The organism is Halanaerobium saccharolyticum (assembly GCF_003259895.1).
Classification (GTDB): Bacteria; Bacillota; Halanaerobiia; order Halanaerobiales; family Halanaerobiaceae; genus Halanaerobium; species Halanaerobium saccharolyticum_A.
On sequence record NZ_QLME01000009.1, the window covers coordinates 1 to 25,631 of the forward strand.

Below are 25,631 nucleotides of genomic sequence, written 5' to 3' on the forward strand. Positions count from 1 at the left end.
CAATAAAATATTTTATTTTTAAAGATTGAAATGATTTTTTAACGGCAAAAATCTAAAAAGAACTACTTTAACTTTTTACTTGCCGAATTCAAGTTTAATAATGTTTGTTATTGTTGGGGCTAATGTTTTTGCTCGTTTTATTTTAAATAGTTCTTTGGGGTGGGCTGATGAGCTGGCACGATTTATTTTCATCTGGATTTCATTTTTGGGCGCAGTTTTTGCCTACACTACAGATGATCATGTTGGTTTGAATTTTGTTGTAGCGAAAATTAAATCTGCTAAAGCTCAGAACATAGTTAACATAATTTCGGATTTATTAATTTTACTTGTAGTAGGATTTATAACATATTATGGATATATTGTGGCAATTTCTGCTACAAATGTTTCACCGGCGCTCTATATTCCAATGAGTTTAGTTTATGCTGTGGTTCCAGTCAGTGGCTTTATGATGGTGGTTATTAATTTCATTAAAATCAAAAAACATATAGAGTTATATATTAAAGATGAAAAAGAAAAGTTTGATATTATGGAAGATATTGGAGGTGCTGAATAATGCTCTGGCTCTTTTTAGGAACACTTTTTACATTTGTTTTAGCCGGGATTCCGGTTGTATTTAGCCTTGGTTTATCAAATATTGCAATTATGAATGCGATGGATCTGCCATTTATGGTACTGCCTTCAAAAATGATCTCAGGTATGAATAGTTTTCCACTTTTAGCTATCCCATTTTTTATGTTTGTAGGTGAAGTAATGAACAGAGGTGGAATCGCCAAGCGTCTGGTTGACTTTGCTGATGCGATAGTTGGTCATATTACCGGTGGCCTGGGCCATGTTAATATCTTGGCCAGCATGTTTTTTGGTGGTATTTCCGGTTCTGCAATTGCTGATACAGCAGCCATTGGTGGCCTTTTAATACCTCCGATGATTGAACAGGATTATCCGGCAGATTATTCAGCAGCGATTACTGCTTCTTCAGCTGTTATTGGGATTATTATCCCCCCAAGTATTCCTTTTATTTTGTATGGAATTATTACTAATACTTCAATTGCCCAGCTTTTTTTAGCAGGTATTATTCCCGGAATTATTGTTGGTTTGTCTTTAATGGTCACAACTTATATCACAACTAAAAAGCACGGCTACGGACATATTGAAGGTTCAGAACAGGTTGCAGAATTCAGTTTTAGTCGTTTATGGAAGACCTTCAAAAAAGCCTGGCTTGCTCTGACAATTCCGGTTTTAGTTGTTGGTGGTATTTTAGGTGGTATTTTTACGGCAACTGAAGCTGGAGTTGTAGCGGCCTTTGTGGCTTTATTACTCGGTTTATTTGCCTATAGAGAAATTACTATTAAAGATTTACCTGATATACTTTTAGCAACAGCAAAAACAACTGCAATAGTCTTATTTTTATGTGGAATGGCAATGGTAACTGCCTGGCTTTTAACTATGGCCAGAGTTCCCTTTACATTGGCTAATTTATTGACTTCTATTACCAGCCGCCCAATAGGTGTTTTACTAATAGCTAATGTTTTATTATTTCTGGTTGGTTTTGTAATGGATTTAACTCCTGCAATGTTAATTCTGGCTCCGATACTGCTGCCAGTAATGAAGTCAGTCGGTATTGATCCTGTTTATTTTGGAGTTATTATGTCAATTAACTTAGGGATAGGTTTAATTACTCCTCCGGTTGGTACAGTATTATATGTAGCAACAGGGGTGGCCAATATTACTTTAGAAGAACTGGTTAAATCAATATTACCGTTTTTATTCACCTTACTGGCAGTGTTGGCACTTTTAATTGCTTTTCCACAGTTAGTAATGTTTATTCCAAATACTTTTGCTTAAATAAATTATAATATAAATTTAAATTGGATATTACCTTTTTATGATGAGGAGATGATTTGATTGCTTAGAAGTCAAAAAATCAGAAAACAGGGAGCAGAAATTGATGCCCTGCGGATGGGGATGGACTGGAAAGCTGAAGACTTAGATAAAATGCAAATTGTAATCGCCAATACCTATGGCAATGGTCATCCAGGAAGTTTTCATTTAGATAAATATGTTACTTTGTTGAAAAAAGAATTAAAAGATATTGATGTGATGGGAAGTCGAATGACAACTTCAGATATTTGTGATGGAATTGCCCAGGGACATGATGGAATGAATTATTCCCTTGTTTCGAGAGAGATGATTGCCAATATGGTTGAAATCCAGGCAATGGCAGCCCCTTATGATGGGATTGCTCTTTTTTCCAGCTGTGATAAGTCTGTGCCGGCTCATTTAATGTCGATTATGAGACTTGATCTGCCAGCAGTTCATATTCCAGGAGGAGCTATGGCTCCCGGTCCGGATGGTTTAACCCTGGAAATGGTAGGAACTTATTCTGCTCAGCTGCAGCGGGGTGAAATTACAGAAGCTGAATTTAAAGAATATCAGTATTCGGCCTGTCCCAGCTGTGGAGCCTGTCAGTTTATGGGGACAGCATCTACAATGCAGCTGATGGCTGAAGCACTTGGCTTAGCTTTACCGGGAGCGGCTTTAATTCCCTCAACCAGTCCTGCACTGGCAGAGATGACAAAAGAGGCAGGCCATTATTTAGTTGAGTTAGTTAAAAAGGGACTAAAACCATCTGATATAATTACCCGAAAGTCATTTGAAAATGCAGTGATGATCCATGCAGCAATTGGTGGCTCAACAAATGCACTGCTGCATATTCCGGCAATTGCCCATGAATTTGGGATTGAGATTGAACTGGATGAATTTGATCAGATCCACCGGAAAATACCTTTTATAGCCAATGTTAAAACCAGTGGTGATTATCCAACTCATTATTTCTGGTATGCAGGTGGACTTCCGGCCATAATGAAAGAACTAAAAGATTATTTACATTTAGATCAGATGACTGTGACCGGAAAAACTCTGGCAGAAAATTTAGAAGAACTTGATAAATTTAGCTATTTAGATTATATGGAAAGTGAAGCTCCTGCTAATCTGCCTGCTGATGTAATTTATCCAGCATCTGCTCCGATAAATGATGAGGGTTCTCTGGCAGTACTCAAAGGTAATCTGGCTCCAATGGGAGCAGTAGTTAAACATTCTGCTGTTGAGCCGGAGATGCACAAGTTTAAAGGAAAGATCAAAGCCTATGATACAGAGGAAGAAGCACTGGAAGCAGTACTTTCCGGTGATATTGTGTCAGGTGATGCAGTAATCATTCGTTATGAAGGACCAAAAGGAAGCGGTATGCCGGAGATGTTTTACACCAGTGAAGCAATAGCTTCAGACGAGGTGTTAAATACTTCGACAGCCTTAATTACAGATGGGCGTTATTCAGGAGCTACTCGTGGTCCGGCTATCGGTCATGTTTCTCCAGAAGCTGTAGATGGAGGTCCAATTGCCCTGGTTGAAGATGGAGATCTTTTAGAAATTGATATTCCAGAGCGAAAATTAAATATAATAGGTATCAATGGTCAAGAAAAATCTGCAGCTGAAATAGATAAAATTCTGGCTGCAAGAAAAGAAAAGTGGGTTAAACCAGAACCTAAATTTAATAAAGGGACTTTAGGACTTTATATTCGCCATGCTGTCCCTGCTGCTAAGGGCGCTTATATCGGTATGGAATAGATTTATAATAAATAATTTGATATGAGGTGAAGAAAATGGATAAAAAAGTTTATTTAGATCCTCAGACAGCTTATCTGCAGGCAGCCCCAGCTCAGTATATCAATGAAAAAGATATTTTAAAAAAGGCCGGTGCCTATGTAAGTGAATGGGGAACAAGAGTTTTAATCAGCGGTGGTGTGAGAGCACTTAAAGCTGCAGAAAAAGATTTAACTGAGTCTCTGGATCAATATGAGATTTACTGGGAAAAGAATGTTTTTAAAGGTGAGGTCTGTCAGTCAAATATAGATCTCATAAAGGAAAAAGCAGAAGCGATGAATGCTGATTTGGTAATCGGTGTTGGCGGGGGGAAGGCGATTGATACAGCCAAGGCAGCTGCAGAAGATATGAGGCTTCCAGTTGCCGCAGTTCCTACAATTGCTGCTACCTGTGCGGCTGGCTCAGCTTTTGCTGTAGTTTATACAGAAGATGGTCAGTTTGAGAAAGATTATTTTATGACTCAAAATCCACGTCTGGTAATGGTGGATCCCGGGATCATTGCGGAAGCACCTGCCAAATATTTAAAATCCGGTATTTTAGACTCACTTGCCAAATGGTATGAGGGCCAGGCTGTTGCCAGTGGAATTGATGATCCCAGCTTAGAAACTGTTGTAGCTATGAATTTGGCTGAAATTTTATATAATAAAATGCGTAAAGAAGCCATTACAGCTGTTGAGCAGTGTGAAAACAATGAGCTGGGTCCAGAACTAATGGAGGTTATAGACTTAAATATTTATCTGACCACAATTATTCAGAGTCTGGGTCAGAATACTTCCCGGGGCGCAGCAGCTCACGGAATCCATAATGGAATGACCGCAATGGAGGAATCACATGAAGTTTTACACGGTTTAAAAGTTGGTTATGGAATTATTGTTCAGCTCTATCTGGAAGAAAAGCCGCAGGCTTATATAGATGATGTGATTGACTTTTTCAATCAGCTTGGATTAGTACCTTCATTTAAGGGACTGGGACTTACTTTTAACGAAGAAAACCTCAAAAAAACGGCAGCTAAATCTGTTAATGATACAGTAATGCTCAAAATGCCGATGAAGGTAACAGAGGAAATGATAATTGAGGCTATGAAAAAAGTAGAAGCAGAAGTTAATTAGTTTAAATTAAAAAGTTAATAAAATTCCACCCTCCGAGGAATTAATATTAAAGCCAGCCCAACCCATTTAGAATTCAGGTTTGGGCTGGCTGTTATTATTTAGGGTATTATAAATCCAGCGGCTGCAAAGTGGCGATCTAAACTTAAAGCATATTTAAGCTCAAGTCTATTCATAACTGCAAAAGAAGTAGCATCAACATAACTAAATCGCTGGTCTTTGTAATTCTCAAGGATTTTTATCACATTCTTTTCTGTTTTTGCTTCAATATGAATTTTTTTGATCATCATTGATTTATTAATTAGTTTGATAAACTTGAAAGGTAAACTATTATTTTTGATTTTTTGATGATTTTTATCATTTTTACTTAATAAGGCAAACCAGGCGCTGGTGTCTACGAAAATTGTTTCGTTTGTAAGTTTTACAAAAAGCTGAGATTTACTCATCTTCTGGCCTCTTTTCAGCATATAAATATTGATCATGGTCTTTTGCAATATTATTATCCTCAAGCTCTTCATCTATCAAGCCGATAAGATCATAGGCTGTATCTTTTTCTAAAGGCAGCTTTTCTTTTAGTATTTTATTGACTCCTTCTCGCACTAGAGATGCTTTGGAAACACCAAGTTTTTCAGAAATAATTCCCAGTTTCTCATTTGCATCCTGGTCAATATAAAATTGCAGGCGTTCTTTTTTTTCACTCATGCTTAACCACCTCAGATAATTTGTGTGATATACATATACGTCTATTTTAATATAATTATACATCTATCTGCAGATAATTACAAATTAAAAAGAAAAATCGCCCCTGAGGGCGATTAAAAGTTGAGCCAGAATACTAAACTAGCCCTGATACTTATAAAACGACTGGAAAATTTTATCCAGCCCATATTTTTCGGGTGAAAAAATATATTCAGTATTACCGAGGAAAAAGTAGCCTCCCGGATTTAAAACAGAGGTAAATTTCTTGATTAGCTGATCTTTCATATCTTTAGTTAAATAGATAAAAAAGTTGCGGCTTAATATGAGATCCCAGTCGGCTTTGAAACGAGCATTAATTAAATCTTTCTGCTCAAATTTTACCATCCTCTTAATTTCGGAGTTCAGGGCATAAGTTTTGCCATCAGAACTTTCTTTAAAGTATTTATTTAAGATCTTATCCGAAACATTTTTAAGAGAATTCTCCTTATATTCTCCCTGGCGGGCAGTATCTAAAATTGTATGATCTAAGTCTGTAGCATAGATTTCGAACTTACCAGGGCTGATTCCCATTTCTTTTAAAATGATTGCCATGGTATAGGGTTCTGAGCCGTTAGAACAGGGAGCACTCCAGATTTTAACCTTTTTCTTTTCTGCAAATAGTTTTGGAAATACATCTGACTGCAAAAATTCAAAATTCTCCGGATTACGAAAAAACTCTGAGGTATTGATAGTAAAGTGGTTTAGATAAGCATCTTTAAATTCTGTGTCATGCTTAATTAAATCAATACACTTGTCAAAATCATCCACCTGATATCTGCGCATTAAACTTTTGGTTCTTCTCTCTACTCGGTCTAACTTATAGCCATCTAAATCAATATTCAAAATTTCCTTTGCCCGATCTTTAAACTCTGTAAAAGTAATTCCCATTTAAATTTATCCCTCCACAATTTCTGTAATTCTTTTTCCGATTTCATCTATTCTTTTAATTTCATGATAGGCTCCAGCCTTTACTGCTGAAGAAGGCATACCATAAACCAGTGCTGTTTCTTTAGATTCTATTATACCATATCCACCTTTATTTACAATGGCAGACATTCCCTCGGCTCCATCATGGCCCATTCCAGTTAAAATAACTCCTAAAAGCCTGTCGCCATCAAAATGCTCGGCAAGACTCTGCATCATATAATCAACACAGGGTCGAACTCCGTGCCGTCTGTCTTTTTTATTTAATTTAACCCTTCCCTGAGCATCGATTTCTAAGTGGAAATCACCGGGTGCCAGGAGACCATGACCGGGTTTTAAAGTATCACCTTCCTCGGCTTCTTTAATTTTAAGTCCCGAAATATTATTTAGTCTTTCGGCCAGTGTTTCTGTAAAACCGGCCGGCATATGCTGGACAATTACAAAGGCTGCTGAAGAATTTTCAGCAATATCTTCGAATAATGTATTTAAGGCCCGGGGGCCGCCGGATGATGCACCAACTGCAACTATTGGAAAAGAGCTGCTGTTTTTAATCACCCTTTTTTTAACCTTTTTAGCTTTAAAAGTGTCATTAGAATCTGCAGCAGCTTTCAACTTAAGCAGCAGTTCCTCTTTAATTGAATCAATATTTAAGGAAATAGAGCCTGAAGGTTTGGGAATAAAGTCAAAAGCTCCTAATTCCAGGGCTTTAATTACAGTTTCTCTGTTATCCAGAGCACTGACCATGATCACAGGTATTTTTGGATATTTATCTTTAACAATCTCCAATGTTTCAAGGCCATTTAATTTTGGCATTTCTACATCTAACATTAAAAGATCAACATCTATTTTTTTAAGTTTACGGAGGGCGTCCTGACCGTTATATGCAGTTGCTGCAACTTCCAGGTCTGGATCCTTTTCGATAGTATCTGAGTAGATTTTTCTCATAAAAGCAGAATCATCACAGATTAAAACTTTAAGCATTTTTTAACCTCCTCAATTTTCTTTATCTCTAATTTATATATTCTTTATCTGCAGGCAAAAACCTCTATAAATATTTGATTATCTAGATAAAGATTATACGATTTTGAGCTGAATTTGTCAAAAAATGTCTTAAAACCTCTGGAGGCTTAAATGACTCTGTGTTATAATGTAAATACGGAAATAATTTTAGGATGGTTTTTATTATTTTAAAATAAAGCAATAATTAGGGAGTTGAGTATAATGGAGTTAATAAATTGTAAGGAATGCGGGAAATTATTTTCTTCAGCTGGTCAGAAAGTTTGTTCCGATTGTCGATCGAGTGAGGAAGAAAAATTTGAAATAGTTAAAGAGTATTTATGGGAGCATCCTAATTCTACAGCAATCAAAGTATCTAAAGAAACTGGCGTGGAAAAAGAACTGATAATTAAGTTTATGCGGGAGGAAAGACTGGCTGCTGAAGGACTGCTAATTGATTATACCTTGAAATGCAAGCGCTGCGGCTGTGAAATCAAATCTGGATTATTCTGTGACAGCTGCCGCTCCAAAATGATTAATGATTTTAATCAGGGAGATGAACCAGCTGAGGAAGAAAAACAAAAAGATAGTAAAGGAATGTTTTTAAAGGATCGTTTTAAAAATAATTAAATCTATAATTGAGATTGTGAGCTGAATACTGCTATTTTATTAACTTTTTAAAACAGGTCAGTCTGAAAGTAGGGGCTGACTTTGTTTGAAAAAATAATTTTCAAAATAATCTTTTAATTTGCTCTAAATATGATATAATGATATATAGAATGAATCTATGATTTGTTTTGCATGGTATTTAATTGTTATTTTATTTAGCTTTAGAAATCTGAATATTTGTTCATCGGAGGTGGTAATTAGATTAGGTGTTTTTATTCTGTTTAAACATTTCTTAAATCTGAATAAAAAAATAAGGAGGACAAAAAATGTTGTTGAAAAAGAGTACATTGCTGAGTGTTCTATTGGTAGTTGCTTTGATGTTTGGCCTCAGTTTTTCTGCTGTGGCTCAAGATGGAGAAGTGGAAATTTTTAGCTGGTGGACCGGTGGTGGAGAAGAAGAAGGTCTGAATGCTTTAATTGAACTTTTCAATGAACAATATCCCGATGTTGAAGTTATTAATGCTACCGTTGCTGGTGGTGCTGGTTCTAACGCTAAAGCTGTGCTTAAAACTAGAATGGTCGGTGGAAATCCTCCGGATTCATTCCAGGTACATGGTGGAGCTGAGTTAGTTGACACCTATGTTGAAACTGGAATGATGCAGCCAATTACTGGCCTGCTGGAAGAGTGGGGAGTAAAAGATAAATTTAATCAGCAGATTTTAGAAATGTCTTCTTATGAAGGCGAATATTATTCTATTCCTGTTAATGTTCACCGTTCCAATGCTATGTTCTATAATAAATCAGTACTTGAAGAAAATGGAGTTGAACCTCCAACAGATTTAGATAGTTTTGTTGATGCTCTGGCAGAACTTGATGAGGCAGGTGTGGTTCCACTGGCTCTTGGTGATACAAATAAGTGGCCTGCTGGTCAGATTTTTGAAACATTATTGGTAGCAACTTTAGGCCCTGATGGTTATAATGGTCTCTGGAATGGTTCAACTGCTGCTGATGATCCAGCTGTTAGAGAAGCACTGGTTTATTTTGATAAAATTATGGAATATGTAAACGATGATCACTCAGCTCTAACCTGGCAGGATGCAACTCAGATTATGCAGGAAGGTGAAGCTGGATTTAATATTATGGGTGACTGGGCAGAAGGTTACTTAAAGCAGTTAGGCTGGACTCCTGGTGAAGAATTTGGCTGGATGCCTGTACCTGGTTCAGAAGGAACATTTATAGTTGTAACTGATACTTTTGGACTGCCAAAAGGTGCTCCAAATCCTGAAAATGCTAAAAAATGGTTAAAAACTATTGCTTCTGTAGAAGGCCAGGATACATTTAACCCAATTAAAGGTTCAATTCCTGCACGTTTAGATGCAGATGAAAGCAAATATGACGCTTATTTAACAAGTGCAATGGAAGACTTTGCAAGTGATACATTATCACCATCCATTGTTCATGGTTCTGCTGCTCCTGAAGGATTCATCACAGCTATGAATGATACAATTAATGAGTTTATCACAACTGGTGATGTAGATCAGGCATTTGAAAGTTTCCAGGCAAATCATGAGGAATATGTTCAGTAAATTAATTTAAAGCAGCTGGAAGTTTAACTAAAATCAAAGAATTGATACAATAAACAATTTTGGTAAAGAATGCAAATATCTCCCCTCCTGAATGTTTGGGAGGGGAAGATTTATTTTATGGAGTGATAGAAATGAAAAGAAAACATAAAGAATCACTTACTTCACTTGCAATTTTATCACCATCAATTATTACTCTTGCAGTATTTGTTTATGGCTTTATCAGCCGCACTATTCAGATTTCAATGCTTGACTGGGATACTTTTTCAAATTTTATGCGCAAAGCTAAAGATTATGTATGGTTTGAGAATTATATAGGTCTGCTGCAGGAATCAAGATTTCAGACAGATCTCTGGAATACTCTGTATTTTACGCTCTTTTTTATTCTGGGTTGTCTGGCAATAGGAATCTTATTATCATTAATTTTGAATAATAAGCCTAAGGGAGGCTACTTTTTTCAAAATCTTTATTTATTCCCGATGGCAATCTCTTTTGTTGTAACAGGTACAGTCTGGCGCTGGATTTTTGCTCCTGGCCGTCTTCCAAATAACCCCAGGGGTATCAACCTGCTTTTTGAGCAGCTCGGTTTAAATAGTCTGCAGTGGGGCTGGTTTACCAGCACCGGCAATGTTTTAGGTTTTAATATTGCGCTGATTGCAGTTATTATAGCTGCTGTCTGGCAGTATTCGGGTTATACAATGGCCATGTGGCTTGCCGGTCTGCGAGGTATTGATCAGCAGTTAATTGAGGCAGCCCGGATTGATGGTGCCAGCAAATGGCAGGTTTTTTCGAAAATATTATTTCCGATTCAAAAGCCAATTACTCTTTCGGCAATTATAGTTCTGGCTCATGTTTCACTTAAAGCCTTTGCTTTAATTTATGCAATGACAGGTAGTGGACCAAATAATGTTACAGATATACCTGCAGTCTATATGTTTGAGGCCACTTTTAGATCCAATCGCTATTCTACAGGTTCCGCAATTGCGATTGTGCTCTTAATGATGGTTGGACTGCTGATTATTCCATATCTGGTCCACAGCTTTAAGGAGGATTAGCCAATGAATGATAAAATGACTACTCGAGAAAAAGTAATCAGATACAGTATTTTAATTTTATTTGCACTATTTTTTCTAACTCCAATGTATGTTTTACTTAGTACCAGTTTAAAACCATTTGCCGATGTCTCGATTAATACAATGTGGCAGCTGCCTTCTTCCATTTCTTTTGAAGGATTTACAGAGGCTTTTGCCAAGCTGGCTCCAAATGTACTTAACAGTTTTTATTTGGTAATTCCGGCAACCCTACTTTCAGCTATTATGGGTTCAATGAATGGTTATGTATTGTCCCACTGGAAGTTTAAAGGTTCAGATACACTTTTTGCGCTGATTTTATTTGGAATGTTTATTCCTTATCAGAGTGTGCTTTTTCCATTGGTGCAGTTTATGCAGTCAATTGGACTTTACGGTTCGATACCAGGTTTGATTTTAGTGCACGTGGTTTATGGACTGCCGATTACTACGCTAATGTTTAGAAACTATTATCAGGATGTACCGGATGCCCTGACAGAAGCAGCAAAGGTTGATGGTGCTAACATCTTTAGCATTTACCGACATATTTTCTTTCCGATTTCTATTCCGTCATTTGTAGTTGTCTTTATCTGGCAGTTTACAAATATTTGGAATGAGTTTCTTTTTGCTGTAACTTTAACTAATACTAAAAGTCAGCCAATAACCGTTGCGCTGACCAATCTGGCCGGAAGTCAAGTTGTTGAGTGGAATGTACAGATGGCAGGTGCTTTAATTACTGCTTTACCCACACTTTTAGTTTATATAATTTTTGGCCGTTACTTTATTAAAGGAATGCTTGCTGGTTCAGTTAAGGGTTAAGATTTCATCTTAAAAATTAATAAAAAATATAGATAGACTCAGTCTTTTAAGAGGCTGAGTTTTATCTTTTATACCTTAATTTTTACAGTTAAAAAAGGAATTGAAACTTTTTTCAAGAAATAATAATTAGGAAAAGAATAAGAAAGCAAGAAATTAGACAAAAAATAGAGCTCATGAGGAGTGATCTGATAATGAAAAAAGTTAAATGGGGAATTTTAGGATGTGCCAATATTGCCCGCAAAGCAGTTATACCTGGAATTATTGGAGCTGATAACTCTGAATTATATGCAGTTGCCAGCCGTAATAAAGAAAAGGCAGCAGATTTTGCTGAGGAATTTGATGCAGATAAATATTATGATGATTATCAAAAATTACTGGAAGATGAAGAAATAGAGGCAGTTTATATTCCACTGCCCAATGGCCTGCACAAAGAATGGACAATTAAAGCTGCAGAAGCCGGTAAACATATCTTATGTGAAAAACCTCTTTCCGGTAAAAGCAAAGCTGAGGCAGAAGAAATGTTTGCAGCAGCTAAAAAGAATAAGGTCAAATTAATGGAAGCATTTATGTATAGATTTCAACCCTTTGTCATAAAGCTCAAGGAAATGATAGAAAAAGGAGTCATTGGTGAGGTCAAAGAGATCAAGAGTAACTTCGCTTTTGACATTAGTGACCGTAAAGACGATATCCGGCTGAATGCAGAGCTTGATGGAGGAGCATTAAATGATATCGGCTGTTATACAGTCAATATTTCTCGCTATTTAATGGGAGGGCTGCCGACAAAAGTTGCTAATTTCTTTGAAAAAGAAACTGCAGCCGGGGTTGATTTAAGCGGCAGTGCAATCCTCTATTTTGAAGGGGGAGTCTTTGCCAGTCTTTATTACAGTCTAAACTCCTATAATGAACAGGATTTAGAGCTTGTAGGTACAGAAGGGATTATTCGGATTCCGGGCTTTTTCTCCTGGCTGGAAGATAATTATTTTCTGCTTGATAAAAATGGAGAAGTAGAAAGGATTCCGGTGGAGACAGGTCCCCAGTATCTGCTGGAAGTTGAAGCTTTTGCTGAAGCAGTCCTCAATGATACAGAAGTCCCTCTTAAAGTAGATGAGGAAACTTACGCCAATCTCAAAGTAATGGATGCTATGCGCAAATCGGCTGCAGAAGAGACTGTTGTTAAGCTTTAGTTTTAGGTTCTAGATAAATTTCTGCTGATAACTGGATTTTTTGCCTGAAATCAAATACAATAATAAGCAATAAGATTTTATGAATCAGTTTAATTTAACACTGCAGTTTTAGTAATTTGTTTTTTGTTTAAGTAATTTAATTTTTCACAGTTAGTATTTGACAGGAGGTTGAATTGTGGAAATAGAAAAAATTAATCAGCTTATAGAAAAATTATTAGTTTATGGTGAAGCCAATAATTTGCTTGGTGACTGGGATAAGGTTGCAGCTCGAAATCAGATTAGAGATATCTTGAAAATTAAAGCAAGTCCTGCCCCGGAACTGACAGCAGATGATTTTGAAGTACCGTCTGAGCCCCAGGTTTTACTGGATCAGCTTTTAGATTTTGCTGTAGAAAAGGAATTGATAAGTGATCGGGTAACAGAAAGAGATCTTCTGGATACTAAGATTATGGGAGCGATGACACCCCGGCAGTCTGAGATTGGTCGGCGTTTTTACAGGACTGCGGATATAGAGGGAATAAAAAGGGCTACAGATGAATACTATAATTTTGCCAAGGCCAGCAATTATATCCGTCAGGCAAGAATTGCCAGAGATTTAAACTGGAAGGCCGAAAGTGAATACGGCCAGATTGAGATAACTATTAATCTTTCCAAACCGGAAAAGGATCCGGATGAGATTGCCAGGGCTAAGGAAGAGCCCCAGAGCAATTATCCTAAATGCTATCTCTGTCTGGAGAACGTTGGTTTTCCAGGAACTTTCAGCCATCCGGCTCGTCAAAATCACAGAGTTGTACCTTTAAAACTGCAGAATGAAGACTGGTTTTTACAGTATTCCCCTTATGTTTATTACAATGAGCACTGTATAGTTTTTCATAAAGAACATATTCCGATGCAGATTGATAAAAATACTTTTGCAGTGCTGCTGGACTTTATTGATCAGATCCCGCATTATTTTATTGGTTCCAATGCTGATTTACCACTGGTCGGTGGTTCGATTTTAAATCATGATCACTATCAGGGCGGACGCCATATTTTTCCGATGGAAGAGGCTGAAGCAGAAGCATTTTATCAGCATCCAGCTTTTCCAGAGGTCGAAATCAGCAGAGTTAAGTGGCCGATGTCAGTTATTAGATTAAGGGCTGACGTCAGAGAAGATATTATCAACCTGGCTGCTAAAATACTGGAGAACTGGCGTCAGTATTCTGATTCAGATCTTGATATTTTAGCCTTTTCTCAGGTTGATGGCAAACAGAAAGCACATAATACTATTACCCCCATTGCCCGGAGAAAAGAGGGGGTTTATGAGCTGGATTTAGTACTGCGCAACAATCGCAAGAGCGAAGAATATCCGGCAGGTATTTTTCATCCTCATGCAGACTTACATCATATAAAGCAGGAAAATATTGGTCTGATTGAAGTTATGGGAAGAGCGATTCTGCCCGGCCGACTGAAAAAGGAATTAAACTGGATTTCCAGTTATCTAAGTGGAGATCTTAAGTTGGAAGAACTGGAACAAAAAGAAGGTCTGGAAAAACACTTAGCCTGGGTAAGCGAGCTAAAAAACGAATACGGCATTAACTTAAGTAAGGAAGAGGCCGAAAAAGTTGTAGAAGCTGAAGTTGCCGGCAAATTCAGCCGCGTTCTGGAAGATGCTGGTGTTTATAAAAATAATTCAATAGGATATAAGGGCTTTGAGCGTTTTTTAGCAGATGTAGGAATTGAAACCTCAGAGCTATAATAATTTGAGAAGGAAGTGATAGAGTATGAGCAAATTTAATTTAAATGCGATTGATTCTTATAGTTATGAGCCATTGCGCAAGCAGGTTTACAATGTTTTGCGGGAGGCAATTTTAAAAGGTGAGCTGATGATTGGGGAAAAAATTACTGAGATGGAGATAGCAGATGAGCTCAGTGTCAGCAGGACTCCGGTTCGCGAAGCCTTTAGAATGCTGGAACAGGAAGAGCTAATTAATATAATTCCCCAGCAGGGAGTTTTTGTGGCTGGAATAGAAACGAAAAAAGAAATTGATGATATTTTTCAGTTAAGAACCGAATTGGAAGGGCTGGCTGCCTATCTGGCCGCTCAAAATATTAATGAAAAGCAGAAGGGACAGCTCAAAGAATATACAGAAGAGCTGGAAGAGTGTATCGAGCATAATGATCAGCGGGGCTGTATCCGGGTCGATGTTGCCTTTCACCGGATAATCAAGGAAGCCTCCAATAATAAGTGGCTGGAGAAGTTTTTAGATACACTTTTCGAACAGGCTACCCGTTTTCGCCGCAGCAGTTTTTCCCGTGAGGGCCGAATGCAGGAATTTCTGGCTGAACACAAGGAATTGGCTGAGGCAATCAGCAGTGGAGATGCCGACCGGGCACGCAACTGTGCCGAAGATCATATTAGAGCCGCCTGGCAGAGCATAATTACTGTTTTTGAAAAAGAACAGAAATAAGATTAGAAAAGTTTTAAAAAGGATTAAGAGGATTAAAGATGATTAAAAAGAATTGAAATATATAAAATCAAATTCAGTTAATCAGTTAAATAGAATAAATTAAAACCGCTTCCTGTTAAATTGGGAAGCGGTTTTTCTAAGTGTTTTTTAACTAATTACTTATTAATCACTTTCAACTATTTTTTAATTCCGAAATAATTTTTTTAAGTGGAGCCGGATGGCTGTAGTAATAACCCTGAATAATATCACAGCCGGCTTTTTTGAGCTGTTCAGCCTGTTGTCTGCTTTCTACACCTTCTGCGACAACACTTAAGTTCAGATTATGAGCCAGAGTAATAATTGTGTTGACGATGGCTCGATTGTTGAGATTGTCTAAAAATTCATCAATAAATGATTTGTCAATTTTTAAAGTATTGATTGCAAATTCCTTAATATAATTTAAGGAAGAATAACCGGTTCCAAAATCATCAATAGCTGTTTTAACCCCCATTTGATTTAGTCGATCCAGAACCTCAATTGTATAATCAATGTTTTCTACAGTTGTCCTTTCGGTAATTTCTAATTCCAGATTCTGGGGTTCGAGACCAGTTTTATTGAGCGCATTTTCTACAGTTCTAATAAAATCTTTGGCTATAAACTGCTCTGGACTGACATTAACCGAAAGATAGTAATCGCTTTCAAGTTGGTCATTTAACAACTTAATTTCTCGACAGGCCTTTTCTAAAACCCAGTTACCAATTTCTTTGATAAACCCATTTTCTTCTGCCAGTGGGATAAAAACTCCGGGTGGAATTAAGCCTTTAGTTGGATGCTGCCACCTGATTAGAGCTTCAAAACCTACTACTTTTTCACTTTTTCCAGCATTAAAGCTTTGATAGTGCAGGATGAATTCTTCACTTTTAAGAGCAGGGGCCAGATTATTTTCGAGTTTCTTTTTTTCAGAAATGCTCTTATCAACATTGACTGAATAAAAAGCCATTTTATCTGAGCTATTTCTTTTGACCGAATGCATGGCTAAACTGGAATTTTTAAGCAGTTTCTCTATTTTTTTGCTGTCGTCTGGATAGATTGAAACACCCAGACTCGATTTAAGATAAATTATACTCTCATTTATAAAATAATCACTATTAATATGGGCCAAAATATTTTCTAATCGCTCTTCTATACTTTGCTTAGCTTTTAGATCGTTTTCTGTTAAATAAAAGTAAAACTCGTCTCCAACCCGACTGATTAAGTGAGCAGACTGCAGCTGATTTGATAATCTATTGGCTAATTTCTTTAAAATTTGATCACCTGCGTTATGGCCAAAACTATCATTAATAGATTTAAAATCATCAATACCAACAGCACATAAATATAATTTCTCGTCCTTTAATTCAGCTAAATAGTTTTCCAATTCTTTCTTAAAATAATTTATATTGGGCAGGCCGGTCAGCGCATCATTATAGCTTAGGTCTTTAATAACATCCATCATCTGATTAAAACTTTCTGCAGCCTCTCCAATTTCATCATCACTGTTTATCTCTGAACGGATATTTAAATTCCCAGAAGCACCCTTTTGAAAGGTGTTTTTAAGCTGGATTATTGGACTGGCAATATTATGGGAAAGAAAAATACTTAAAATTATTGCTATAATAATAGTAATTACAGAAATCATAATAATAATTTTATTGACCTGGTCCACGGACTGCTGCAGATAGCTCTGAGGCAGAACACTAACTATTTTCCAGTTTTCAGTACCCGGTATTGTCTGATAAAAGGCGTGCTTTTGGATATTGTTTTCTTTAAAAGTTAAATTTCCCCGCTCGTTATTTTTAATATTTTCAACAAAGTCATATCGATAATCAAAGAAACTGCTAAAATTATAAAAATGATGGTTATTTAATTCCTTCTGATCTGGATGAGCGACTATATTTCCTTTTCCATTGATAATAAAGGAATAGATACCCTCATTTTTAATCGTATATCTATTAATATAATTTGATAAATCATTTATTTTGATTGTTGCTCCCAGCAAAGAGAGACTATTTCCCGAAATTGGTGAAGCAATGACAATTATTGGCTTACCTGTAGATTTAGAAATTATCGGGTCTGAAATCACTGTTTTGCCAGATAAAACTTCTTCAAAATAACCTCTGTTACTAATATTACCTGCATTTTGCTCAAGGGTAGTGCTGTAATTTCCATTGTGGTCGGCTATAAAAAAGAAAAAGTAATTATCACTTCTTTTATGTAATTCAGACTGCAGATAATTTAATTTTGCCTGCCAGCTCCCAAATTGTACTATCTGAGTGTTTGCATAAATTTCTAAGTCAGATTTCTTTTTTTCAAACCAGTTGGCGGTCAGTTCTGACTTCTGAGCCACATTATTTATCTCATTTTCAAAGATGATATCTTCCAAAATCCAGTTAAAACTATTGGTAATTGCAATAATGACAGTTAGAGTAAAAACTACGATGATTGTTAGGATTAAAGCGAGAATCTTATTGCGAAAACTAATACTTTTCATATTTTATAGATACACCTGCTCTGATTGATTTTGTTTTAAGTAGTTTATATAATTGCGGTAATGAAATACTATAATTTGGATCTTCTTTTATTATAGTTCGCTATAAATATCGAAAATCCTGTTTTGCTTAGTTAAATTTAATATAATCCCTGTATACAAGGATAGAAATCATTTAATCTATTTACAGTCTGCAGCTTTGGCTTTATACTAAATAGTACACCTTTTAAGAACCAACATATATATAGGTACCAGGTACAAAAACGCGTTTTTGTACCTGGTACTAGAGAAATCAAGTACAAACTAATCCAAGAGAGAAGGAATGATTTACTATGACTTTTACAAAAATGCCTGAGAAGCAGGGATTGTACAGTCCAGAATTTGAACATGATGCCTGTGGTATGGGATTTGTGAGCCATATTAAAGGTCAGAAGTCTCATCAGATAGTCGAACAGGCTTTAGAAGTGCTTGTCAATTTAAGTCATCGGGGAGCAAGTGGTAGTGAGGAGAACACCGGTGATGGAGCCGGGATACTTCTTCAGCTTCCTGACAGCTTTTTAAGACAGAAACTGAAGTCAGAAAAAGTAAGTCTGCCGGAACAGGGAAATTATGGAACAGGAATGGTTTTTCTGCCCCGGGAGGAAGAGAAGAGAAAAGGAGTTAAAGAAATTGTAGAGGCTGCTGTAGAGGTTGAGGGACAGCAGGTTATCGCCTGGCGGGATGTTCCGGTTAATCCGGACGGTCTTGGCGATTCAGCCCTGGAAGTTATGCCCCATTTTTCGCAAATTTTTATTGAGAAGTCTAAAGAAGTAGAGCAGGGAATAGATTTTGAACGCAGGTTATATTTGATTCGCAAAAAAATTGAAAATAAAATTCGTAATTCTGAATATCAGGGAGAACTGTATTTTGCTTCCCTTTCCAGCCGTACTTTAGTTTATAAAGGAATGCTGACTCCGGGGCAGCTGGAAGGATTTTTCCCCGATTTATCGCAGCCGGAGCTGAAGTCAGCTATTGCTCTTGTTCATTCACGTTTTAGCACCAATACTTTTCCCAGCTGGGAGAGAGCACATCCGAACCGCTACTTGATTCACAATGGTGAGATTAATACTATGCTCGGCAACCAGAACTGGATGCGGGCCCGGGAAGGAATATTTGAAAGTGAAATTTTTGGAGATGAGTTAAAAGATCTGCTGCCAGTTATCGCCCGGGAAGGCAGTGACTCGGCTCGTTTTGATAATGTGCTGGAATTTTTAACTTTAAATGGTCGTTCACTGGCCCATTCAATGATGATGATGATACCAGAGCCCTGGGAGCACAACGAGCAGATGGAAAAAAAGAAGCGGGACTTTTATCATTATCACAGTACTCTAATGGAAGCCTGGGATGGCCCTGCTGCAATGGCCTTTACCGATGGGACTCAGGTGGGAGCAGTGCTGGACCGTAATGGTCTGCGGCCTTCGAGATATTATATTACAGATGATGATTTACTGATCCTATCTTCTGAGGTTGGAGTCCTGGAGCTCCCCGAAGAAAAAGTTATCAGCAAACAGCGCCTGGAACCGGGTAAGATGCTGCTTTTAGATACAGAAAAAGGCAGGATCATCAATGATCAGGAGTTAAAGGCAGATATTGCTTCAGCTGAGCCTTATGGTAAGTGGCTTGAGGACGAGCTGCTGAAATTGAAAGATCTAAAAGCTGATTCTGAAAGTTCTCAAACTGCGGCTGTGGAAACTGAAAATAAAACCCTAGGAAAAGAGGATTTGCAGTCCTCCAGTCTGGTTAAGCTGCAGAAGAGTTTTGGCTACAGCTATGAGGAATTACAGAAGCTTTTAATTCCGATGGCCAGAGATGGAGTTGATCCAATCGGTTCAATGGGTAATGATGCTTCGCTGGCAGTTTTATCTGACCAGCCACAGCTTTTATATAACTATTTTAAGCAGCGCTTTGCCCAGGTAACCAATCCTCCAATTGATTCGATTAGAGAAAAGCTGATTACAGCAGCCAATACATTTTTGGGTTCAGAAGGCAATTTACTGCAGCCCGATTCCAAAAGCTGCCGCCAGCTGGAGTTAGAACACCCTCTTTTAAGAAATGAAGAGCTGGAGCTAATTAAAAATCTAGACCGAGAAGGATTTAAAACAGCGACTCTGGATATTGTCTTCGAAAAAGAGGAAGAATGCGGCAGTCTGGCTGCCAGAATGGAAGAATTATGTGCTGAAGCAGAAGAATTAATTGCTGAAGATGTTAATATGCTAATTCTTTCTGATCGAGGAGTTAATAACAAAAAAGTTGCCGTACCTGCACTTCTGGCAGTCAGCGGCCTGCACCATTATTTAATCAAAAAAGGCTTAAGAACAGAGGTCAGCCTGGTATTAGAATCAGGTGAGCCAAAAGAAGTTCATCATTTTTCAGTTTTAATTGGTTATGGAGCCGATGCAGTAAATCCTTATCTGGCCTATGCAACTTTAGAGGATCTAGTTGAAGAAGGTCATCTGGAGATGCCGAAGGAAACTGCTGTTCAGAAATATATTAAGGCAGCTGTTAAAGGTGTGGTCAAGGTTATGGCCAAAATGGGAATCTCTACAGTGCAGAGCTACAGGGGGGCCCAGATTTTTGAAGCAGTTGGAATTTCGGAAGCAGTAATTGATAAATATTTCTGCCGTACCGCTTCGAGGATCGGTGGTATTGGAATAGATGAAATTGAAAAAGAAAGCATTATGCGTCATGACAGTGCTTTTAAAGGGGTTAAAGTAGAAAAAGAAACACTTGATTCCGGCGGCAGTTTCAGCTGGCGTAAAGATGGAGAAGAACATCTTTATGATCCGGAGACTATTTATCTGCTGCAGCGGGCAGTAAGAGAAAATAATTATGATTTATTTAAAGAATATAGAAATAAGTTGAATGATCAGAGTTCCAGAATGCTAACTCTGCGCGGACTTTTAGAACCACAATATCAGCCGGAACCTATTCCTTTAGAGGAAGTTGAACCGGCGGCAGAGATAATGAAAAGGTTTAAAACTGGAGCTATGTCCTATGGTTCGATCAGTCAGGAAGCACATGAAGCTCTGGCAGTCGCAATGAATAGAATTGGTGGTAAGAGCAACACCGGTGAGGGGGGAGAAAATCCGGAACGCTTTACCCGGGATCCAAATGGAGATCTGCGCAGCAGTGCAATTAAACAGGTTGCATCAGGCCGTTTTGGAGTTAATTCTCACTATCTGGCAAATGCTCAAGAAATTCAGATCAAGATGGCCCAGGGAGCTAAACCGGGTGAAGGTGGACAGCTGCCCGGCAAAAAAGTATATCCCTGGATTGCAGAAACCAGAGGGACAACCCCGGGAGTTGGTTTGATTTCACCTCCACCACACCATGACATTTATTCAATTGAAGACCTGGCCCAGCTGATTCATGATCTAAAAAATGCAAACCGTGAAGCCCGGATCAATGTTAAGCTGGTTTCTGAAGTTGGAGTTGGGACTGTTGCGGCCGGAGTAGCCAAAGGTAAAGCAGATGTAATTTTGATCAGCGGTTATGATGGTGGTACCGGTGCTTCTCCCCGGACCAGTATTCAGCACGCAGGACTTCCCTGGGAGCTTGGACTTTCCGAGACGCACCAGACCCTTGTTTTAAATGACCTGCGGGATCGGGTTACACTGGAAACTGATGGTAAGATAATGACCGGAAAAGATCTAGCAGTGGCAGCAATGCTGGGAGCAGAAGAATATGGTTTTGCGACAACTCCTTTAGTTGCTTTAGGCTGTATTATGATGAGAGTCTGCAGTAAGAATACCTGTCCTGTGGGAGTTGCGACCCAGGATCCGGAACTGCGGAAAAAATTCACTGGCAAACCGGAACATGTGGTTAACTTTATGCGCTTTATGGCTGAAGATTTTCGCCGGGAACTGGCAGCTTTAGGTTTCCGATCGGTTAATGAACTGGTAGGTAGAGTTGATAAATTGAGGCAGGATAAGAGAGAAGAACACTGGAAAGCAAAAGGGCTTGACTATGCTTCTATTCTTTATCAGCCGGAAAAGGCAAAAGAAAAGGCTGTTTACTGTCAGCAGAAGCAGGACCACGGTCTGGATAAAAGTCTGGACCTGAGGGAACTGCTTGAGCTGACAAAAGAGGCAGTTGAACATGAGGTTCAGCTCGAAAAAGACTTAAAGATCAAAAATACAGATCGAGTTGTGGGAACTATTCTGGGCAGTGAGATAACTAAACTTCATGGAGCTGATGGACTGCCGGAAGATACAATTCAGCTCAATTTTGAAGGTTCAGCCGGACAGAGTTTTGCCGCCTATCTGCCACGGGGAGTTACTTTTAGACTCAAAGGAGACAGTAATGATTATCTGGGCAAAGGACTTTCTGGAGCTAAAGTGATTGTTGAGAAGTCAGAACGGTCAAAGTTTAAGGCTGAAAACAATATCATTATCGGCAATGTGGCCTTTTTTGGTGCAACTGCCGGTGAAGCTTATATAGAAGGAAAAGCGGGTGAGCGTTTCTGTGTCCGCAACAGTGGTGTCAATGCTGTTGTCGAAGGCCTGGGAGACCATGGCTGTGAATACATGACAGGTGGTAAAGTTGTTGTGCTCGGCCAGGTTGGACGTAATTTTGCTGCCGGAATGACTGGTGGAACCGCCTATGTATTTGATCTGGAAGCTGATTTTAGAGAAAAAGTTAATAGAGACATGATTGAACTTGAGTATTTAACAGAAACTGAAGATGAAATGATGGTTAAAGAAATGATTAAAGAACATTTAAAATATACTGGAAGTGATCGTGCGGCTGAGATTCTAAATAACTGGGAAAAGTATAAATCGAAGTTCATTCGAGTAATGCCCTGTGATTATAAGCGGATGATTACTGCTATTGATAACTTTAAAGCTCAGGGACTAAGCAGAGATGATGCCTTAATGAAGGCTTTTGAAGAAAATGCTCAGGATAAAGCTCGAGTCAGCGGAAATTAGGACAGAGGAGGAGATAAAATGGGTAAAGCAACTGGATTTATGGAATATCAGCGGGAAGTTCCCAGAGAACGCCCGCCAGAAGAGAGAATTAAAGACTGGAAAGAATTTAAAAATAAATTTAGCGAAGAAGCTGCTAAAATTCAGGGAGCCCGCTGTATGGAATGTGGAATCCCCTTCTGTCACAGTGGTCTGGAAATTGGTGGTATGGTCTCCGGCTGTCCGGTTAACAATTTGATTCCGGAGTGGAATGATTTAATCTATAAGGGAAAATGGAAAGAGGCAGTTAAAAGACTTTTAAAAACTAACAACTTCCCCGAATTTACGGGTCGAGTCTGCCCTGCACCCTGTGAGGGTTCCTGTACACTTGGAATTACTGATCCGGCAGTGACAATTAAAGCCAATGAGTATCAGATTATAGAAAAAGCTTTTGCAGAAGGCTGGATTCAGCCTGAACCCCCGGAAGTCAGAACCGGAAAGTCAGCAGCTGTAGTTGGTTCTGGCCCGGCCGGACTGGCAGCAGCAGATCAGCTAAATAAGCTGGGACATCAAGTAACTGTTTATGAACGTCAGGATAGAATCGGTGGACTTTTAGTCTACGGTATTCCCAATATGAAGCTGGATAAAGAAAAGGTGCTGCAGCGGCGTCTGGATATTATGGAGACTGAAGGAGTAGAGTTTATAACCGAAACCGAAATCGGTAAAGATCTAAGTCTGGAAGAACTAAAGCAGAAATTTGATGCAGTTGTTCTGACAGGTGGTGCAACAAAGCCCAGGGATCTCGAGGTTCCAGGTAGAGATGCAGCTGGAGTTCACTTTGCAGTTGATTATCTTAAAGCCAATACAAAACATATCCTGGGAGATCAAAATGAGGACTATATTTCTGCCGAAGGTAAGGATGTAATTGTGATCGGTGGTGGTGATACCGGAACTGACTGTGTGGCAACTGCTATCAGACAGGGTGCCAGAACCGTTAATCAGTTTGAGATTATGCCTAAGTCACCGGATGAGCGTCAGCCCGATAATCCGTGGCCGGAATGGCCCAAAACTCTAAAAGTCGATTATGGCCAGGAAGAAGCAATAGAGGTTTTTGGCTCTGATCCAAGAGAGTTTCTAATCATGACCGAAGAAATAATAACTGAAGAGATTGACGGTCAAAAAGTTATTGATGGAGTCAAAACAGTTAAAATCAACTGGGAAAGAAATGAAGAAAACCGTTTTGTTCCAATCGAACAGCCGGGTACCGAAAAAGTCTGGCCCGCAGATCTGATCCTGATTGCAATGGGCTTTCTGGGACCAGAAGAAAATATCATTGAAGCTGCCGGACTTGAACAGGATCAGCGCTCCAATGTCAAAGCAGATTACGGTGATTTTAAAACCAACATCGAAGGAATTTTTACTGCCGGTGATATGCGCCGCGGCCAGAGCCTGATCGTTAATGCGATTGATGAAGGTAGAAAAGCAGCTCGAGAAGTGGATGATTACCTTAAATAAACGTGCAACTACCGTTAACGGAACCATTTTTTGTAAAAATATAAATTTCAATTTAAGCTTTTAGCTATCTAGACAATTGCCTTATGTAATTATCTCAAAAATCTTACTATGAGTTCTTTATTAACATTTTCAGCTGTGGTATACTTAAATATAATAAGACGCAATCGAAATTGCTGAACAATTTTTCAGTATTTATTGCAATCAAATGCCGCTCATGGAAACGATTAAGAGATAGGTGGTGTTAACTTTGGATCAGGAGCTTTTAGATGGTATCAGACAGATTGTAAGAGAGGAAATTTCTGGAGTTAAGGATGACGTATCTTCTTTACAGAAGGATATTTCTGGATTGAAATCTGATGTGGCAGAAATAGAAAGATTATTAGATAAAAATAATCATTTGTTAAGAGTATTGCGCATTGAAACTGATACTAACAAAATAAAAATGAGCATTATAGACGATAAAATAGATCATCTCATTGATAATCTGGAAAAACAGACTAAGCTTAAAGATGCGCTTAGAGATCATCACCACCAGATAGTTATTGAGACCGGAGAACCAGTATTTAATGACTAATATAGACTTATTAAGCCACTATCCACCTCGGGTAGTGGCTTTTTGCTAGCTATGTGATATAATAAAAACAAAGAAAGCGGGTGAGATCATGAGCAAAAAGTATCCCCTTTTATTGAAGGACAGCAAAAAAGAGGAAAAGGCAGAACGGAGACAGGAAGCTCTAACTAAAGCAAAAAAAGCAGCTAAAGTACTAAAAGAAAAATATAAGGCAGAAAGGGTAATACTCTTCGGCTCTGTTTTAGATGAAGATAGGTTTTACCTGCGCTCAGATGTAGATCTGGCTGTTTTTGGACTTAAAGATGAGCTGTTTTATAAAGCTTATGCAGAAGTAATGAATATTATAAGTGGATTTGAAGTTGATCTCCTTGATTATAAAGAATGCAGAGATTCATTTAAAAAAGAAATTAAAGAGCAGGGGGTAGAATTATGACTGAAAAAGGTATTTTAACTTTTATTGCCAAGGTTGAAGATGAGCTGACTGAATTAGACCAGCTAAAAGATAGGATTCAAACAGTCTGGAAAGAATATAAAACAAATGGTGATGAATTTTACCTGGATAGTGTTGCTCTAAATTTACACGGTCTTTATTCAGGTTTTGAGAAAATATTTTTAGAAGTGGCAAGAGAAATAGATGAAAATATACCAGAAGGTTCGTCCTGGCACAAAGAACTCCTGGATCAAATGGCTTTAAATATTAAAAATTTAAGACCAGCTGTCATTTCTAAAGAGAGTAGAAACATACTTGATGAATACAGAGCATTTAGACATGTAGTTAGAAATGTTTATGCCCACAAATATTCAGCTAAAAAAATTGCTATCTTACTGGAAAATTTTCCTGCCGACTACAAAAGAGTCAGAAGAGAAATTGTGAGTTTTCTTCAGTTTCTGGAAGCGGATGTAGAATAAATTTTATTTTTTAAGACAAAGACTGTTAAAATCAGTTAAATTATTATATACTAG

At 38.1% G+C, this 25,631-nt stretch carries 21 protein-coding genes; 16 read left to right on the top strand and 5 right to left on the bottom strand.

Translation table 11 applies throughout. From position 1 onward, the window contains the following. Nucleotides 1-100: 100 nt before the first annotated feature. The 4 genes from C7958_RS07475 to C7958_RS07490 are packed head-to-tail and all read left to right on the top strand — an operon-like array spanning nt 101 to nt 4,766. Nucleotides 101-553, top strand: a complete 453-nt coding sequence (locus tag C7958_RS07475) for a TRAP transporter small permease (protein ID WP_181453815.1) — start codon at nt 101-103, stop codon at nt 551-553. Beyond that, nucleotides 553-1,842, top strand: coding sequence for a TRAP transporter large permease (locus C7958_RS07480; RefSeq protein ID WP_111572052.1), 1,290 nt, complete (start codon nt 553-555; stop codon nt 1,840-1,842). The genes C7958_RS07475 and C7958_RS07480 overlap by 1 nt, the downstream gene beginning before the upstream one ends. A gap of 60 nt (nt 1,843-1,902) precedes the next feature. Next, nucleotides 1,903-3,621, top strand: a complete 1,719-nt coding sequence (gene ilvD, locus C7958_RS07485) for a dihydroxy-acid dehydratase (RefSeq protein ID WP_111572053.1) — start codon at nt 1,903-1,905, stop codon at nt 3,619-3,621. A gap of 35 nt (nt 3,622-3,656) precedes the next feature. Beyond that, a complete protein-coding gene (locus C7958_RS07490) occupies nt 3,657-4,766 on the top strand; it encodes an iron-containing alcohol dehydrogenase family protein (RefSeq protein WP_111572054.1) in 1,110 nt (369 codons plus the stop codon). A gap of 98 nt (nt 4,767-4,864) precedes the next feature. Here C7958_RS07490 and C7958_RS07495 read toward each other — a convergent pair whose 3' ends face one another. The 4 genes from C7958_RS07495 to C7958_RS07510 form a co-directional block, all read right to left on the bottom strand. Next, on the bottom strand, nt 4,865-5,209 hold the full coding sequence (locus tag C7958_RS07495; RefSeq protein WP_111572055.1) for a type II toxin-antitoxin system VapC family toxin: 345 nt from the start codon (nt 5,207-5,209) through the stop codon (nt 4,865-4,867). Next, a complete protein-coding gene (locus tag C7958_RS07500) occupies nt 5,202-5,465 on the bottom strand; it encodes a ribbon-helix-helix domain-containing protein (RefSeq protein ID WP_166668495.1) in 264 nt (87 codons plus the stop codon). Before C7958_RS07500 ends, C7958_RS07495 begins: the two co-directional genes overlap by 8 nt. Before the next feature lie 138 nt (nt 5,466-5,603). After that, the gene (locus C7958_RS07505; protein ID WP_111572057.1) at nt 5,604-6,389 is read right to left on the bottom strand and encodes a CheR family methyltransferase; all 786 of its coding nucleotides are present in this window, start codon (nt 6,387-6,389) and stop codon (nt 5,604-5,606) included. A gap of 6 nt (nt 6,390-6,395) precedes the next feature. After that, complete coding sequence (locus tag C7958_RS07510) at nt 6,396-7,406, bottom strand: protein-glutamate methylesterase/protein-glutamine glutaminase (RefSeq protein ID WP_111572058.1); 1,011 nt, start codon at nt 7,404-7,406, stop codon at nt 6,396-6,398. 240 nt (nt 7,407-7,646) lie between these two features. Between C7958_RS07510 and C7958_RS07515 the strand changes: the two genes are divergently transcribed. The 7 genes from C7958_RS07515 (at nt 7,647) to C7958_RS07545 (ending at nt 15,133) form a co-directional block, all read left to right on the top strand. Beyond that, a complete protein-coding gene (locus C7958_RS07515; protein WP_111572059.1) occupies nt 7,647-8,051 on the top strand; it encodes a flagellar protein in 405 nt (134 codons plus the stop codon). Nucleotides 8,052-8,356: 305 nt separating this feature from the next. Beyond that, the gene (locus C7958_RS07520; RefSeq protein WP_181453816.1) at nt 8,357-9,616 is read left to right on the top strand and encodes an ABC transporter substrate-binding protein; all 1,260 of its coding nucleotides are present in this window, start codon (nt 8,357-8,359) and stop codon (nt 9,614-9,616) included. Between the two features lie 131 nt (nt 9,617-9,747). Then, nucleotides 9,748-10,668: a carbohydrate ABC transporter permease gene (locus C7958_RS07525; protein WP_111572060.1), complete on the top strand. Its 921-nt coding sequence runs from the start codon at nt 9,748-9,750 to the stop codon at nt 10,666-10,668. Between the two features lie 15 nt (nt 10,669-10,683). Beyond that, nucleotides 10,684-11,499, top strand: coding sequence for an ABC transporter permease subunit (locus C7958_RS07530; protein ID WP_111572137.1), 816 nt, complete (start codon nt 10,684-10,686; stop codon nt 11,497-11,499). A gap of 191 nt (nt 11,500-11,690) precedes the next feature. Beyond that, nucleotides 11,691-12,683 carry a Gfo/Idh/MocA family protein gene (locus C7958_RS07535; RefSeq protein ID WP_111572061.1) on the top strand — a complete coding sequence of 331 codons (993 nt, stop codon included), beginning with the start codon at nt 11,691-11,693 and terminating at the stop codon, nt 12,681-12,683. Nucleotides 12,684-12,858: 175 nt separating this feature from the next. Further along, nucleotides 12,859-14,421: a UDP-glucose--hexose-1-phosphate uridylyltransferase gene (locus C7958_RS07540; protein WP_111572062.1), complete on the top strand. Its 1,563-nt coding sequence runs from the start codon at nt 12,859-12,861 to the stop codon at nt 14,419-14,421. Between the two features lie 25 nt (nt 14,422-14,446). Continuing rightward, nucleotides 14,447-15,133: a GntR family transcriptional regulator gene (locus C7958_RS07545; RefSeq protein WP_111572063.1), complete on the top strand. Its 687-nt coding sequence runs from the start codon at nt 14,447-14,449 to the stop codon at nt 15,131-15,133. A 172-nt stretch (nt 15,134-15,305) separates the two neighbouring features. On the opposite strand, the gene C7958_RS07550 is transcribed toward C7958_RS07545, so the two are convergent. Further along, nucleotides 15,306-17,642 carry an EAL domain-containing protein gene (locus C7958_RS07550; RefSeq protein WP_111572064.1) on the bottom strand — a complete coding sequence of 779 codons (2,337 nt, stop codon included), beginning with the start codon at nt 17,640-17,642 and terminating at the stop codon, nt 15,306-15,308. Between the two features lie 329 nt (nt 17,643-17,971). Here C7958_RS07550 and gltB point away from each other — a divergent pair, with 329 nt between their 5' ends. The 5 genes from gltB (at nt 17,972) to C7958_RS07575 (ending at nt 25,577) form a co-directional block, all read left to right on the top strand. Then, the gene (gene gltB, locus C7958_RS07555) at nt 17,972-22,606 is read left to right on the top strand and encodes a glutamate synthase large subunit (protein WP_111572065.1); all 4,635 of its coding nucleotides are present in this window, start codon (nt 17,972-17,974) and stop codon (nt 22,604-22,606) included. A gap of 18 nt (nt 22,607-22,624) precedes the next feature. Beyond that, nucleotides 22,625-24,097, top strand: a complete 1,473-nt coding sequence (locus tag C7958_RS07560; protein ID WP_111572066.1) for a glutamate synthase subunit beta — start codon at nt 22,625-22,627, stop codon at nt 24,095-24,097. Nucleotides 24,098-24,344: 247 nt separating this feature from the next. Next, complete coding sequence (locus tag C7958_RS07565; protein ID WP_166668496.1) at nt 24,345-24,671, top strand: hypothetical protein; 327 nt, start codon at nt 24,345-24,347, stop codon at nt 24,669-24,671. Nucleotides 24,672-24,759: 88 nt separating this feature from the next. After that, nucleotides 24,760-25,101 carry a nucleotidyltransferase family protein gene (locus tag C7958_RS07570; RefSeq protein ID WP_111572068.1) on the top strand — a complete coding sequence of 114 codons (342 nt, stop codon included), beginning with the start codon at nt 24,760-24,762 and terminating at the stop codon, nt 25,099-25,101. Then, complete coding sequence (locus C7958_RS07575; protein ID WP_181453817.1) at nt 25,098-25,577, top strand: ribonuclease toxin HepT-like protein; 480 nt, start codon at nt 25,098-25,100, stop codon at nt 25,575-25,577. The genes C7958_RS07570 and C7958_RS07575 overlap by 4 nt, the downstream gene beginning before the upstream one ends. The last annotated feature ends 54 nt before the right edge of the window (nt 25,578-25,631 follow it).

Coding starts and splice junctions, on each gene's coding strand:
- C7958_RS07500 (WP_166668495.1), bottom strand. CDS start 5,465: ATGAGTGAAAAAAAAGAACGCCTGCAATTTTATATTGACCAGGATGCA.
- C7958_RS07505 (WP_111572057.1), bottom strand. CDS start 6,389: ATGGGAATTACTTTTACAGAGTTTAAAGATCGGGCAAAGGAAATTTTG.
- C7958_RS07490 (WP_111572054.1), top strand. CDS start 3,657: ATGGATAAAAAAGTTTATTTAGATCCTCAGACAGCTTATCTGCAGGCA.
- C7958_RS07545 (WP_111572063.1), top strand. CDS start 14,447: ATGAGCAAATTTAATTTAAATGCGATTGATTCTTATAGTTATGAGCCA.
- C7958_RS07480 (WP_111572052.1), top strand. CDS start 553: ATGCTCTGGCTCTTTTTAGGAACACTTTTTACATTTGTTTTAGCCGGG.
- C7958_RS07575 (WP_181453817.1), top strand. CDS start 25,098: ATGACTGAAAAAGGTATTTTAACTTTTATTGCCAAGGTTGAAGATGAG.
- C7958_RS07525 (WP_111572060.1), top strand. CDS start 9,748: ATGAAAAGAAAACATAAAGAATCACTTACTTCACTTGCAATTTTATCA.
- C7958_RS07550 (WP_111572064.1), bottom strand. CDS start 17,642: ATGAAAAGTATTAGTTTTCGCAATAAGATTCTCGCTTTAATCCTAACA.
- gltB (WP_111572065.1), top strand. CDS start 17,972: ATGACTTTTACAAAAATGCCTGAGAAGCAGGGATTGTACAGTCCAGAA.
- C7958_RS07475 (WP_181453815.1), top strand. CDS start 101: ATGTTTGTTATTGTTGGGGCTAATGTTTTTGCTCGTTTTATTTTAAAT.
- C7958_RS07570 (WP_111572068.1), top strand. CDS start 24,760: ATGAGCAAAAAGTATCCCCTTTTATTGAAGGACAGCAAAAAAGAGGAA.
- C7958_RS07535 (WP_111572061.1), top strand. CDS start 11,691: ATGAAAAAAGTTAAATGGGGAATTTTAGGATGTGCCAATATTGCCCGC.
- C7958_RS07560 (WP_111572066.1), top strand. CDS start 22,625: ATGGGTAAAGCAACTGGATTTATGGAATATCAGCGGGAAGTTCCCAGA.
- C7958_RS07520 (WP_181453816.1), top strand. CDS start 8,357: ATGTTGTTGAAAAAGAGTACATTGCTGAGTGTTCTATTGGTAGTTGCT.
- C7958_RS07530 (WP_111572137.1), top strand. CDS start 10,684: ATGACTACTCGAGAAAAAGTAATCAGATACAGTATTTTAATTTTATTT.
- C7958_RS07495 (WP_111572055.1), bottom strand. CDS start 5,209: ATGAGTAAATCTCAGCTTTTTGTAAAACTTACAAACGAAACAATTTTC.
- C7958_RS07515 (WP_111572059.1), top strand. CDS start 7,647: ATGGAGTTAATAAATTGTAAGGAATGCGGGAAATTATTTTCTTCAGCT.
- C7958_RS07510 (WP_111572058.1), bottom strand. CDS start 7,406: ATGCTTAAAGTTTTAATCTGTGATGATTCTGCTTTTATGAGAAAAATC.